Raw genomic sequence first — 13,718 nt, forward strand, 5'->3', positions numbered from 1 at the left:
CAGCGCACCCGCACTCGGCAGCAAACAGCGCCACCCGAGCTATTGGCCGTACACCAAGCGCGGTACACACCTCACCCCCGGTTCACCCCAGGGTCTGCCCCAACTGTCAGAGACGCCCCGTACCGTTGACACATGGATCTTCGACTGCCCGGGCTGCAAGGCCTACGACGACCACGACACCCCCGGCGCTGGCTGGCAGCCACCGCAGCCGTCGTCGTGCTCGCCGCCGCCGGCACCTGGACGGCCGCAGCCTCGGACACCACACCCCCGGTCCACCAGACAGACCGCATGATGGCGATCGACGGCGTCACCCTGGACACCTCGTACTTCACAACGGGCGGATCAACCCGCCGCCCCGCAGTCCTCCTTGCCCACGGCTTCGGCGGCAACAAAGAAGACGTACGAAAAGAAGCGCAAGACCTGGCCAAGGACGGCTACGCGGTACTGACCTGGTCCGCCCGAGGCTTCGGCAAGTCCACCGGCAAGATCGGCCTGAACGACCCGTCCGGCGAGGTCAAGGACGTATCGAAGCTGATCGACTGGCTGGCGAAGCAACCGGACGTCGAACTCGACAAACCAGGCGACCCGCGCGTGGGCATGGCAGGCGGTTCCTACGGAGGAGCCATCTCCCTCCTCGCCGCCGGCTACGACGACCGGGTCGACGCGATCGCCCCGGCGATCACGTACTGGAACCTCGCGGACGCCCTGTTCCCGAACGGCGTCTTCAAGAAGCTCTGGGCCGGAATCTTCATCAACTCCGGTGGCGGCTGCGCCAAGTTCGAGCCCGCGCTGTGCCAGATGTACGACCGGGTCGCCGAGTCCGGCAAGCCGGACGCCCAGGCCCGCGCACTCCTCGAAGCCCGTTCACCGTCGGCCGTGGCCACGCACATCAACGTGCCGACCCTCCTGATCCAGGGCCAGACGGACTCCCTCTTCCCGCTCGGCCAGGCCGACGCCGCCGAGAAGGCGATCCGCGCGAACGGCGCCCCCGTGGACGTCGACTGGATCGCGGGCGGCCACGACGGCGGCGACATGGAGACGAGCCGCGTCCAGGCACGCGTGACGTCCTGGTTCGACCGGTACCTGAAGGACGACAAGAACACCGACACCGGCCCGGCGTTCCGCGTCACCCGCACCGGAGGCGTCGACTCCACGGACGGCGCCGCCCTGCTGCGCGGCGCGAGCGGCAGCGCGTACCCCGGCCTGGAGAGCGACCCGCGCACGATCGCCCTGACCGGCCGCCGCGAGCAGTCCTTCACCAACCCGGCCGGCGCCAGCCCACCCGCCATCTCGGCCCTGCCCGGCCTCGGCAGCACGGGCGGCCTCTCGCAACTGTCCTCCCTGGGCATCGGGGTGTCCCTCGACTTCCCCGGCCAGTACGCCGCGTTCGACTCGGCCCCCGTCACCAAGAGCCTCCGCATCACCGGTTCGCCCACGGTCACCGTCCACGTCAAGTCGACCAGCGACGACACCGTCCTCTTCGGCAAGGTCTACGACGTGGGCCCCGGCGGCACCCAACAGGTGCTCCCCTCCCAGCTGGTGACCCCCCTCAGGGTCGACGGCACCAAGGCCGGCAAGGACGTCACGATCACCCTCCCGGCCATCGACCACGACGTCCAGAGCGGCCACCACCTGCGCCTGGTCCTCGCCTCGACGGACCTCGGCTACGCCTCCCCGGCCGCCCCGGCGACGTACACCGTCACCTTGAAGAGCGACCTCAAGGTACCGACGGCCCCCGGCGTCACCACCGCGGCGGCGACGCTCCCGTCCTGGGTGTGGTGGCTCCCGCTGGCGGGCGCGGCGATCGCCCTGGCCCTGCTGCTGACCGGCCGCCGACGCACCGCCACGGCACCCCCCGCCCCCGAACTGTCCGAAGTCCCGCTCCAGATCACCGACTTGAGCAAGCGGTACGCGAAGTCGGCGGACCGGTACGCGGTACGGGACCTGTCCTTCCGCGTCGAGAAGGGCCAGGTGCTCGGCCTCCTGGGCCCGAACGGCGCGGGCAAGACGACCACCCTGCGCATGCTGATGGGCCTGATCAAACCGGACGCCGGTGAGATCAGGGTCTTCGGCCACGCGATCCGCCCGGGCGCCCCGGTGCTGTCCCGGGTCGGCGCCTTCGTCGAGGGCGCGGGCTTCCTCCCGCACCTCTCCGGCCGCGAGAACCTGGAGCTGTACTGGCAGGCGACCGGACGCCCGCCCCAGGACGCCCACTTGGAGGAGGCCCTGGAGATCGCCGGCCTCGGCGACGCACTCGCCCGCGCGGTCCGCACCTACTCCCAGGGCATGCGCCAGCGCCTCGCCATCGCCCAGGCCATGCTCGGCCTCCCCGACCTCCTCATCCTCGACGAACCGACCAACGGCCTCGACCCGCCCCAGATCCGCGAGATGCGCGAGGTGATGATCCGCTACGCGGAAGCGGGCCGCACGGTCATCGTCTCCAGCCACCTCCTCGCCGAGGTCGAACAGACCTGCACCCACCTGGTGGTCATGGACCGAGGCCGCCTCGTCCAGGCGGGCCCGGTCGCCGAGATCATCGGCTCCGGAGACACCCTCCTCGTCGGCCTGGCGGCTGACATCCCCGACCTCCTGGTGGACAAGATCGCGGCGCTTACGGACGTGGAGTCGGTGGTCCGCGCGGAGGGCGGCTTGCTGGTGCGGCTGGCGCCGGGTGACGCACCGGCACCGGCGCCGGATGATGCGCTGGTGTCCGCCAACTCCCCGACGAACGGGGCGAGTACGGCCGCCGCCACGGCTGCCGCAGTCACACCGGGTGGTGCCGCCACCGAGGGCACGGCGTCCCCACCTCCCACCCAAGGTCCCCAAGGTTCAGGCACCGCAGCCCGCCTCCTCGTAGAACTCGTCCGCCTGGAAGTCCCCGTCTCCTCGGTCGGCCCCCACCGCCGACTCGAAGACGCCTTCCTCACCCTGATCGGAGGTTCCGCATGAGCACGCTCGCCGAGCCCGTCGAGGTGGCCTCCGGCTACCGGCCCGGCCGCACCCTGCCCCTACGGGTGGAGCTGGTCCGGCAGTTGAAGCGGCGCCGCACGCTGGTCATGGGCGGCATCCTCGCCGCGCTGCCCTTCATCCTGGTCGCCGCCTTCGCGATCGGCGGCACCCCGGGCGACCGGGGTTCCCAGCTGACGCTGATGGACACGGCCACCTCGTCCGGCGCCAACTTCGCCGCGGTGAACCTGTTCGTGTCGGCGGGCTTCCTGCTGGTCGTCCCGGTCGCCCTGTTCTGCGGGGACACGGTCGCCTCGGAAGCCAGCTGGTCCTCCCTGCGCTATCTGCTCGCGGCACCCGTGCCGAGAGCCCGCCTCCTGTGGTCCAAGCTGGTCGTCGGCCTGAGCCTCAGCCTCGCCGCGATGATCCTGCTCCCGCTCGTCGCCCTGGCCGTCGGCACCGCCGCCTACGGCTGGGGACCGCTGGAGCTGCCCACCGGCGGCGCGATCGGCGCGGGCACGGCGGCCCAACGCCTGCTGGTCGTCGTGGCGTTCATCTTCGTGTCCCAACTGGTCACCGCAGGGCTCGCGTTCTGGCTCTCGACCAAGACCGACGCACCCCTGGGCGCGGTCGGCGGCGCGGTCGGCCTGACCATCGTCGGCAACGTCCTGGACGCCGTCACGGCCCTCGGCCACTGGCGCGACTTCCTGCCCGCGCACTGGCAGTTCGCGTGGGCGGACGCCGTACAGCCCCATCCGGAGTGGTCCGGCATGATCCAGGGCACCGCGGTCTCCGTTACCTACGCCATCGTCCTGTTCGCCCTGGCCTTCCGGGGTTTCGCCCGCAAGGACATCGTGTCCTAGGTCACCGGAGGATCTCCCCCCGGTCTCGACGGGCCTTGATCGCGACCCCTTCGAGACGCTTCCGCAACTCCCCGTAGCGCACATTCCCGCCCCCTCCGCCGTCACAGTCGCAAGAAGTCGACGTCAACGGACCGAGGGGGCACGGGAGATGGAGACCAACCGAACACGACCGGGCGAGCTGCCGGGGGAGCGGTCACGCCACCGCACCCGGCGACTGCGTACCACCCTGCTCGCCGTCACCGCCGCGGGCGGCCTACTGCTCACGGGCTGCGGCGCGGGCGGCGGCGGCAGCAACTCCAGCAATTCGGACGCGTCGAACCGGACCGGCTTCCCGGCACCGGCCCCGCCCGTCGCCTCCGGCGGCGAACAGAACGGCGGACAGAGCGCGGACCAGAACGGCGAAGAGACCGGCACCCCCGCCGACAAGGTCGCCCCGTCCCCCGACTACCTCTCCACCTTCGCCCTCGACGTGGACACCGCGTCCTACGGCTACGCCCGCCGCGTCCTCGCCGACGGCGGGCGCCCCGACCCGTCCACGATCCGCCCCGAGGAGTTCGTCAACAGCTTCCGCCAGGACTACGAACGCCCTGACGGCAACGGCTTCACGGTCACCGTCGACGGCGCCCGCACCGACAGCTCCAACTGGTCCCTCGTCCGCGTAGGCCTCGCCACCCGCACCGCCGACTCCACCGACGAACGCCCGCCCGCCGCCCTGACGTTCGTCATCGACGTCTCCGGCTCGATGAGCGAGACGGGCCGCCTGGACCTCGCCAAGAAATCCCTCGACGACATGACCGACCGACTCCGCGACGACGACTCGGTCGCGCTCGTCACCTTCAGCGACGAGGCCGAGACCGTCCTCCCGATGACCCGCCTCGACGGCCACCGCGGCCAAGTCCACGACGCCATCGACGAGTTGGAGACCCAGTCCTCGACCAACCTCGGCGCGGGCGTCGAGACCGGCTACGCCACCGCCACCGAGGGCCTGCGCAAGGGCGCCACCAACCGCGTCGTCCTCGTCTCCGACGGCCTCGCCAACACCGGTGACACCAACGCCGATTCGATCCTCGACCGCATCGCGGACGAACGCCGCGACCACGGCATCACCCTCTTCGGCGTCGGCGTAGGCAGCGACTACGGCGACGCCCTGATGGAGAAACTCGCCGACAAGGGCGACGGCCACACCGCGTACATCTCGGACGGCGCCGACGCCCGCAAGGTCTTCGTCGACCAACTCCCGCAGAACATCGACCTCACAGCCCGCGACGCCAAGGCCCAGGTCGCCTTCGACCCCGAGACGGTCGCCCAGTTCCGCCTCATCGGCTACGAGGACCGCAAGGTCGCCGACGACGACTTCCGCAACGACAACGTCGACGGCGGCGAGATCGGCCCCGGCCACACCGTCACCGCCCTCTACGCCGTCCGCACCAGGCCCGGCGCCGACGGCCACCTCGCCACCGCGAGCGTCCGCTGGCTCGACCCGAACACCCGCGCCCCGCACGAGGAATCGGGCCAACTGGAGACCGACGCCCTGCACGACTCACTGAACAGTGCCCCGAACACCTTCCAAGTCACCGCCGTGGCCGCCTACTTCGCCGACACCCTCCGCTCGCCCGAGGACAGCGCGGGCACCCTGCCCGGCAACCCCGGCCTCGGTCAACTCGCCACCCGCGCCCACACGTTGGCGAAGAAAACGGAGGACACGGACGTACGACAACTCGCAGAGGCGATCGACGAGGCCCGCCGAACCGACTGAACCCACCGGAACCGCACAGGCCCCATTGACCTTCCCCTACTTGCGAGTAGGTTGACGTCCCAGTCACCGTCGACCGGGAGTCGTCATGGGCGTACGCAAGGACCTGAAGCGGGCGCGGCAACGCACCGACCTGGCGGCCCGCACCCGGGTCCAACTCACCAGGGACGAGCGGGGTGTCGTACGGGAGGCGGGCACACTGCCGCTCGCCGCGCGCCCGACGACCGGCAGCACCGCCGACCTCCCGTTCACCAACGCGGCGGAGGCCCCCGACACCGTGGTCCTCCGCCGCGAACAGGCCGGCACCTGGCACCCCGTCACCGCGACCGCCTTCGCCCGCGAAGTCACCGCCACGGCAAAGGGGTTGCTAGCCGCGGGCCTCGAACCGGGCGGCCGGGTCGCGGTCATGTCCCGTACCCGCTACGAGTGGACGGTCCTCGACTTCGCGATCTGGGCGGCCGGCGGCCAGACGGTACCGATCTACGCCACCTCGTCCGCCGAACAAGTGGAGTGGATCGTCAGGGACTCGGGCACCCGCTTCGTCGTCACGGAGACCGCCGAGAACACCGACACGGTCACCACCGGCACGGCCCGCCACCCCCAACCCCCGCGCGTCTGGCAGCTGGACGCCGGAGCCATGGCCGAACTCACCGCTCTGGGCGAGGAGTTGCCCGACGACGAGATCACCAAGCGCCGCGCGTCCCTCACCCCGGACACGATCGCGACGATCTGCTACACCTCCGGCACCACCGGCCGCCCCAAGGGCTGCGTCCTCACCCACGCCAACCTGCACGCCGAGGCAGCCAACATGGTCGAGCTGCTGCACCCCCTCTTCACGGAGATCACCGGCCAGGTCGCCTCGACGCTGCTCTTCCTCCCGCTCGCGCACATCATGGGCCGCACCCTCCAGATCGCCTGCCTGATGGCCCGCATCGAGATCGGCCACTGCCCGAGCATCAAGCCCGACGAACTCCGCCCGGCGCTGAAGGAGTTCAGGCCCACGTTCCTCGTCGGCGTGCCGTACCTCTTCGAGAAGATCCACGACGCCGGCCGCGCGACCGCCGAGAAGATGGGCCGCGCCGCCTCCTTCGACCGCGCCGACCGCATCGCCGTCCGCTTCGGCGAGGCCTACCTGAACAAGTTCCTCGGCACCGGCAAGGGCCCCGGCCCCGCCCTCTATGCCGCGTGGGCCCTCTACGACCTGCTGGTGTACCGCCGTATCCGCAAGGAACTCGGCGGCCGCCTGCGCTACGCGATCAGCGGCGGCTCCCCGCTCGACCGCGACCTCAACCTCTTCTTCTCCGCCGCGGGAATCATCGTCTACGAGGGCTACGGCCTCACCGAGACGACCGCCGCCGCCACCGTCGTCCCGCCGCTGCGGCCCCGCCCCGGCACGGTCGGCCTCCCGGTGCCCGGCACCACGATCCGCATCGCCGACGACGGCGAGGTGCTCATCAGGGGCGGGGTGGTCTTCGGCGCGTACTGGAACAACCCGGCGGCCACCGACGCCGTACTGCGGGACGACTGGTTCGCGACCGGCGACCTGGGCGCCCTCGACGAGGACGGCTACCTCACCATCACCGGCCGCAAGAAGGACATCCTCGTCACCAACGGCGGCAAGAACGTCTCCCCGGCCGTCCTGGAGGACCGCCTGCGCAGCCGCGCCCCGGTCGGCCAGTGCCTGGTCGTAGGCGACAACCGCCCTTACGTGGCAGCCCTGATCACCCTCGACCCCGAGGCCCTCGCCCACTGGCTCGCGGTCCGCAAGATCCCCGCGGACACCTCGCTCGCCGACCTCGTCGAGGATCCCCGCCTGCGCGCCGACGTCCAGAAGGCCGTCGACCACGCCAACGAGGCCGTCTCCCGCGCCGAGTCCATCCGCGCCTTCGCTCTGATCGAGGGCGAGTTCACCGAGGACAACGGCCTCCTCACCCCGTCCCTGAAGCTCAAACGGCATGTGGTGACGGCGGCGTACGCGGAGGACATCGAGGCCCTGTACGCGAAGTCGAAACGGTCGTAACACGAAGAGCGGGCCGCCGAAGTGCTCGGCGGCCCGCTCTTGTGGTGCGTGGTGCTGAGGTCAGCTGCCCACGGCGCCGTTGCCCGACAGGACCGGGATGTTGTCCAGGATGTGCGACAGCGGCTCGTCGCCCTTGGCCTGGGTGGAGTTCTCGGTGCACTGCTGGTTCTGCGGGGCCGACAGGATCGGCACGTCCTGGAGGACGGTGACCGGCACGAGGCCGACCAGGGAGGCGGCGTTGACCTTGGCGGGCAGGCCGACACAGGGCTTGTTCAGGGTGCCCTGGACGAGGGAGAGCTGGGGGCTCATGTCGCCCTTGGTCTCCTGGTTGCCGTACTTCTGCACGGCGCCGTTGCCCTGGGTGGTGGTGACGCCGTCGTCGTTGCCGATCGCCATCGCCGGGGTGGCGACAGCGGCGGTGGCACCGGCGAGGGAGGCGGCAACAGCCGCGGTCGCCCACAGCTTCTTCATGTTCAAACCCTTTCGGAGGACGGACTCCCGTTGCGGAGCCGCGCGATGATCAACTGAGTGATGACTGGTTTGGTTGCGGCCTTTGCCCCGTATGGAGCAATAAGTCGGCTCGCGTGTAAGCAAGGTGGCTTCCTCGCCCGGGGACGCGGCGGGTGATCCGCGGCGGGTCGCTCGGCAGGGGCTGCTGTCCGCGGGGGGACCAGCGGACGGGCCGCGCGCAGCTTCCCGAGCTCCTCGGCCGCCTTCCGCGCGTCCCGGCGAGGCAGGCCAACGGGCCGCCGAGAGATCGGCGGCCCGCTGTGCACGTCCGCGAGGTCAGCTGCCCGCAGCGCCGTTGCCCGACAGGACCGGGATGTTGTCCAGGATGTGCGACAGCGGCTCGTCGCCCTTGGCCTGGGTGGAGTTCTCGGTGCACTGCTGGTTCTGCGGCGCGGAGAGGATCGGCACGTCCTGCGCGACGGTGACCGGCACGAGGCCGACCAGCGAGGCCAGGTTCGCCTTGGCCGGCAGGCCGATGCAGGGCTTGTTCAGCGAGCCCTGGATGAGCGCCATCTGGGGGCTCATGTTGCCGTACGTGGCCTGGTTGCCGTAGACCTGCTCGGCGCCGTTGCCGTTCGCCGTGGTGACGCCGTTGTCGTTACCGATCGCCATCGCCGGGGCGGCGACGGCAGCCGAGGCTCCGACGACGGAAGCGGCGACAGCCGCAGCAGCCATAACCTTCTTGATCACTTGCGTGGTCCCTTCTGGAGTAACCCCGTCCACCGGAGCGACCTGAACAACTGGCACCGGGCCGCATGGTTGCTCCGATTCACTCCAATGGCCCAGATGAATCCAACCGGGTGAAGCCACGCAACCAATCCGGCCGACCTCTGTTGATGGGGGAGCAGGAATTGTGTCTCTGCCAGGAAAGGACCGCAGAAATGCTCAAGAAGGCAATGGCTGCGACGGCTGTCGCGGCTTCCGTCGTCGGCGTCTCGGCGACGGCCGCCCCGCAGGCGCTGGCCATCGGCAACGACAACGGCGTCACCACGGTCAACGGGAACGGTGCCGAGCAGGCCTATGGCAACGCCAAGACGACCGGCGACATGAGCCCCCAGCTCTCGGTCGCCCAGGGCGCCCTGAACAAGCTGTGCCTCGGCGTGCCGGTCAAGGCCAACGCGGCCTCGATCGTGGGCGTACTGGTGCCGGTCACCGTCCTCCAGGACGTGCCGGTCCTCTCGGCCCCGCAGAACCAGCAGTGCGCCGAGAACTCCACCCAGGCCAAGGGTGACGAGCCGCTGTCGCACCTCGTGGACAACATCCCGGTCCTGTCGGGCAACGGCGCGATCGGCAGCTGACCGTCCGTCAATAAAGCGGCCGGGGCGGCCCGTACGGAAATCTCCGTGGGGGCCGCCCCGGCCGTTTCGCATAGCCGTCCTCTTCCTGTCTTCCCTTGAAGAGAAGCGTTTCTGCATCCGTGCGGCCATCGCGTCAATTCGGTGCGGACGATCGAGTGAATTGTCAGCTGACACGCGTTCTTGAGTTTCTTCCTGCGTCTATCCCTCGTTTTACAGGCTGCAGGTCATGGTGGGCATGACCGCAGAGAAGGGAACGTTCATGAAGAAGAGCGCTGCTGTTGTCGCTGGTGCGATCATGGCTCTCGGTATGGCCGCCCCGGCCTTCGCCGACGCGGGTGCCGAGGGTGCGGCCGTCGGTTCGCCCGGTGTCCTCTCGGGCAACGTGGTCCAGGTTCCCGTGCACATCCCCGTCAACGTGTGCGGCAACTCGATCGACGTGATCGGCCTGCTGAACCCGGCGTTCGGCAACACCTGCGTCAACGACTGACGACGTAGCACCCCCAGCCGTTCCGGCTGTTTCATGGCCGGCCTTGGACAGGTTTCCAAGGCCGGCTTTTCCCACTTCAAGCAGGAAGACAACGAGATTGCGACAGACCCTGGGTAAGGGAATGGTCGCGGCGGCCGCCGCGACGAGCATTCTGTCCCTGTGCGGCAGCCCCGCCCTGGCCGATTCGTACACCGGCGGCGCTGCCAAGGATTCGCCGGGCGTCCTGTCCGGCAACAGCCTTGAGGTCCCGGTCGACGTACCGGTCAACGCCTGTGGCAACACCGCCGACGGGGTGTCCGGGCTCAACCCGACGTTCGGCAACTCCTGTGCCGGCGTCAAGAGCGAGCACCGGCACGGTGGTGAGCACGGCGGCCACGAGCGGTGGACCGAGCCGTCGTACGGGGACTCCGACGACGACTCGGGCGATGACTACGGCTACGGCTCGGGTTATGGCCACGGTCATTACTACGGCCACGGCCACGGCTACGGCTACGGGCACGGTCATGGCTATGGAGACGACTCCGGGTACGGCTCCGGCGATCACTCCGGCTACGGCTCCGGGGACTCGGGCCACGGCACTCCGGAGGACTGTGAGGAGACGCCGCCGCCTCCGCACGGCGGTCACCACCACACGCCGCCTCCGACGGGTGGGCATCACCACACGCCGCCCCCTTCGGGTGGGCACCACCACACCCCGCCGCCTCCTACGGGTGGGCACCACACGCCGCCGCCTCCGACCGGCGGACACCACACCCCGCCTCCCCCCACGGGTGGGCACCACACCCCGCCGCCTCCGCACGGCGGTCACCACCACACCCCGCCTCCGACCGGTGGGCATCACACCCCGCCGCCTCCCACCGGCGGGCACCACACGCCGCCGCCTCCCAGCGGTGGCAACCACACCCCGCCTCCCCCCGCGGGCGGCAACCACACGCCTCCGCCCACCGGTGGGGAGCACACCCCGCCGCCCGTTCTGGCGCACACCGGCAGTGAGGCCATGCTGGCCACGTCCGGTGCCAGTGCCGCGCTGATCGCGGGTGGCATGATCCTCTACCGGCGAGGCCGAGCCGTGTCCCGTAGGTAATACGCACGGGGTGCCGGACGTCACCGCCCGGCACACCTGCGCCGCCCTCGCCGTCAGCGCCGTACGAAGGCCGGCGTGCTCCGTCGTCCCGGGGCCGGGATCATGCCGCCGCGCGGTTCCGAGTGCAGCCGGCGTTCGACTCCCCGCACCAGCGCGCCCGCCGTGTACGTGGCGCCGTGCACGAAGCGCATCGCCGGGCCGAAGCCCGAGGCCGTCACCAGGCCCGCCATGAAGAGGCCGGGGTGCGAGGACTCGAAGTCCCGGCCGACCTCGGGGGAACCGTCGCCCACCGTGGCCAGGGAACCCCTCAACTCGCTGGAGAGCAGCCCGAGTCGGTTGGCCGTCGCCTTGAACCCCGTTGCCGCGATGACGTGTTCGGTGTCCAGGATCCGCGTACCGCCCTCCCGGCCCACCGTCTCCAGGCGGACCCCGCCCGGCACCACGTCGGCCGCCGCGACCTCGTGGCCGAGGAGCACCTCCACCGCCGGTTCGACCCGGTCCCGCACCCACCAAGCACCGGCCGGACCAAGGGCGTCGGCCGCGATCCGGGCCCGGGTCGACTCCGGGAGACGGCGGAAGAGGTCGGGGCGCTCGGAGTAGAACCAGTTGCGCCAGCCGGGGCCCAGGCCGCTGTGCGGGGAGCGGGCCGACTGCCACCACGGGCGCTCCCACGCGGGCGGCACGTCGTTCCAGCAGAGTTCGTCGGCGCGTGCCAACACCCGTACCCGCGTGCCTTGTTCGGCGAGCAGGGCCGCCGTCTCCAGTGCCGCCTGGCCACCGCCGATCACCGTGACGTCCTTGCCGCGGAAGTCGTCCAGCGTGCTGTGGTGGCTGCTGTGCGAGACGAGGGTCCGGCCCAACCCCCTGAGCGCGGACGGGATTTCGACGAACGGCATGACACCGACCGCGAGGGCGACGGTCCGGGCGTGCAGCACCGTGCCGTCGTCGGTCACCGCCTCGAAGCCGCCCGGCACCGGCGCGATCCGCTCCACCGTCCGCTCGTCCACCTCCGGGACGGCGTTGCGCGCGAACCACAGGCCGTACGAGGCGAACATCTCGACCGGGATCGGCTCCCCGTGCCGGGCCTCCACGCCCTGGGTCGCGCAGTACACGTCGAGCGGCCAACGGCCCTCAGGATCGGACAGGTTGGAGGCCCAGGGCTCCGACTTGAGGAACATGCCCCGGGGCATGTGGTCGCGCCAGGACGCCATCGGCCGGCCGAAGACGCGCAGGTTCAGCCCCGCGGCCGCGGCGTGGGACGCGATGGACAGGCCGTACGGGCCCGCGCCCACCACCAGCAGGTCGTACATCAGCAGCTGCTCGCTTTCTCGTCATCGGTCAACTCGGTCAACTTGCTCAACTCGGCTGGTTTGGCAGGCCCGTTGGGGTGACTCTCGCCCGCCTGCCGGACCACCCGTGCCTCCGCCGTACGCACCACCGGGGCCGGTCCGCCCAGCCGCTCCCGCACCTTGCGCAGCACATGCAGGCCCCACAGGCCCCACATCGCGCGGCCCGGACCCGGGTCGTCCGGTGCGTGCCAGGCCAGCTCGCGTCCGCCGAGCGCCGGGCGCAGCGCGCTGAGCGGCGCGTAGTTCTCCACCACGAACGACCGCCCCGGCCGCGGCGACCCGTCCGGCAGCGGACGGTGGGTCAGATCCAGGTGCAGGGCGCGGACGACGTCCAGGCCCGCGGAGTCGGCGAAGAGCCGGAACTGGGCGCCGGGCCGCGGGTTGAAGTCGAGCAGGTGATAGCTCCCGGTCGTGCCGCAGCGGCGGAAGTCCAGGTCGAAGATGCCGCGGTAGCCGAGCGAGGCGGTGAGCCGCTCGGCCAGCGCCTGCACCTGCGGGTTGGGCGTCCAGCGGCCCACCGCCGTCAGCCCCGCGCCACGCGGCCAGGCCCGCTGCTTGCGACCGGATCCGCCGCCGCGCACGGCACCGGACCGGTCGGCGTACCCGTGGAAGAACCAGTCGCGGTCGGAGCCGGACGGCAGGAACGCCTGCAACAGCAGTCGGCTGCCCGCCTCGTCGGCGCGCAGGAACAGCTCGCGCGCCTCCTGCGCGCTGTGCACCACCACGGTGCTGCGCAGCCCGGTCCCGGCCGGCACCAGCCAGGGCCGGCTCCACTTCGCGACCACCGGCAGCCCGAGTTGCCAGGCGGCGCTCGCCGCCTGCGCCGGGCTCTCCGGGATCAGCGTCACCGGGTGCGGGATGTCCGCCGCCGCGCACAGGGCGGCCAGTTCGGCCTTGTCCGCGACCCGTTCGGACAGCGCGCCGGGCTGCTGCGGCAGCAGATAGGAGGGGGCGAGTTCATCGCCGAGCCGGCCGACTGCGACGGCACTCGCGTCGTCCATCGGGATCAGTACGGCCGGACGCGCGATCCGCGCCGCGACCCGCCGGAGCGCGCCGGCGATCTCGCCGGGAGACGCGCCGGGCGCCGGCGGGGGATGCATCTGGCAGACAAAGCGGGAGCTGCGCACGGGACTTCCGGCGGAGTCGGCGACCACATGCACCTCCACTCCCGCCCGGCCCAGCGAACGCACGGCACCCAGCGTTCCGTGGTGAAAGGGATTCCGGTCGATCCGCAACAGAACTGCGGGGACACGGATGTCGAGCAGCGACACGGACTGTTTCCTTCGGTCGGTTCACCCGTGCGGGCGATGGAGGAACTCGGAAGCCGTAACGGCGGTGGCGTAATTCATATTCATATGACTGAGTGTCAGTAGAAGGAAAAGCAAAGTCGGCACGGAGTACGAGAGTG

At 70.8% G+C, this 13,718-nt stretch carries 11 protein-coding genes; 7 read left to right on the plus strand and 4 right to left on the minus strand.

The window, feature by feature from the left end; genetic code table 11:
• The first annotated feature begins 132 nt into the window (after positions 1–132).
• From OG194_RS30360 to OG194_RS30375, 4 genes are all read left to right on the plus strand, one after another.
• Positions 133–2,949 (plus strand): CocE/NonD family hydrolase, encoded by a 2,817-nt coding sequence (locus OG194_RS30360; RefSeq protein WP_327403966.1) that lies wholly within the window; start codon positions 133–135, stop codon positions 2,947–2,949.
• Positions 2,946–3,809 (plus strand): ABC transporter permease, encoded by an 864-nt coding sequence (locus OG194_RS30365; RefSeq protein ID WP_327403967.1) that lies wholly within the window; start codon positions 2,946–2,948, stop codon positions 3,807–3,809. The genes OG194_RS30360 and OG194_RS30365 overlap by 4 nt, the downstream gene beginning before the upstream one ends.
• A gap of 148 nt (positions 3,810–3,957) precedes the next feature.
• The gene (locus tag OG194_RS30370) at positions 3,958–5,565 is read left to right on the plus strand and encodes a vWA domain-containing protein (RefSeq protein WP_327403968.1); all 1,608 of its coding nucleotides are present in this window, start codon (positions 3,958–3,960) and stop codon (positions 5,563–5,565) included.
• Between the two features lie 85 nt (positions 5,566–5,650).
• On the plus strand, positions 5,651–7,582 hold the full coding sequence (locus OG194_RS30375) for an AMP-dependent synthetase/ligase (RefSeq protein ID WP_327403969.1): 1,932 nt from the start codon (positions 5,651–5,653) through the stop codon (positions 7,580–7,582).
• 60 nt (positions 7,583–7,642) lie between these two features.
• On the opposite strand, the gene OG194_RS30380 is transcribed toward OG194_RS30375, so the two are convergent.
• Entirely contained in the window at positions 7,643–8,053 is a 411-nt protein-coding gene (locus OG194_RS30380) for a rodlin (protein WP_327403970.1), read from the minus strand.
• A 315-nt stretch (positions 8,054–8,368) separates the two neighbouring features.
• Positions 8,369–8,782 carry a rodlin gene (locus OG194_RS30385; RefSeq protein ID WP_019056498.1) on the minus strand — a complete coding sequence of 138 codons (414 nt, stop codon included), beginning with the start codon at positions 8,780–8,782 and terminating at the stop codon, positions 8,369–8,371.
• A 191-nt stretch (positions 8,783–8,973) separates the two neighbouring features.
• Here OG194_RS30385 and OG194_RS30390 point away from each other — a divergent pair, with 191 nt between their 5' ends.
• The 3 genes from OG194_RS30390 to OG194_RS30400 all read left to right on the plus strand — a co-directional run bounded on the left by OG194_RS30390 (position 8,974) and on the right by OG194_RS30400 (position 10,961).
• The gene (locus tag OG194_RS30390; RefSeq protein WP_327403971.1) at positions 8,974–9,390 is read left to right on the plus strand and encodes a rodlin; all 417 of its coding nucleotides are present in this window, start codon (positions 8,974–8,976) and stop codon (positions 9,388–9,390) included.
• A gap of 259 nt (positions 9,391–9,649) precedes the next feature.
• Entirely contained in the window at positions 9,650–9,877 is a 228-nt protein-coding gene (gene chpD, locus OG194_RS30395) for a chaplin ChpD (RefSeq protein WP_033284615.1), read from the plus strand.
• 97 nt (positions 9,878–9,974) lie between these two features.
• Positions 9,975–10,961 carry a chaplin gene (locus OG194_RS30400; RefSeq protein WP_442811649.1) on the plus strand — a complete coding sequence of 329 codons (987 nt, stop codon included), beginning with the start codon at positions 9,975–9,977 and terminating at the stop codon, positions 10,959–10,961.
• A 53-nt stretch (positions 10,962–11,014) separates the two neighbouring features.
• Here the strand turns inward: OG194_RS30400 and OG194_RS30405 are convergent, their stop codons facing one another.
• A complete protein-coding gene (locus OG194_RS30405; protein ID WP_327403972.1) occupies positions 11,015–12,271 on the minus strand; it encodes an NAD(P)-binding domain-containing protein in 1,257 nt (418 codons plus the stop codon).
• Positions 12,271–13,581: a carboxylate--amine ligase gene (locus tag OG194_RS30410; RefSeq protein ID WP_327403973.1), complete on the minus strand. Its 1,311-nt coding sequence runs from the start codon at positions 13,579–13,581 to the stop codon at positions 12,271–12,273. Before OG194_RS30410 ends, OG194_RS30405 begins: the two co-directional genes overlap by 1 nt.
• Between the last annotated feature and the right edge of the window lie 137 nt (positions 13,582–13,718).

Origin of the sequence: Streptomyces sp. NBC_01288 (assembly GCF_035982055.1) — a bacterium.
In the GTDB taxonomy this organism is placed as follows: domain Bacteria; phylum Actinomycetota; class Actinomycetes; order Streptomycetales; family Streptomycetaceae; genus Streptomyces.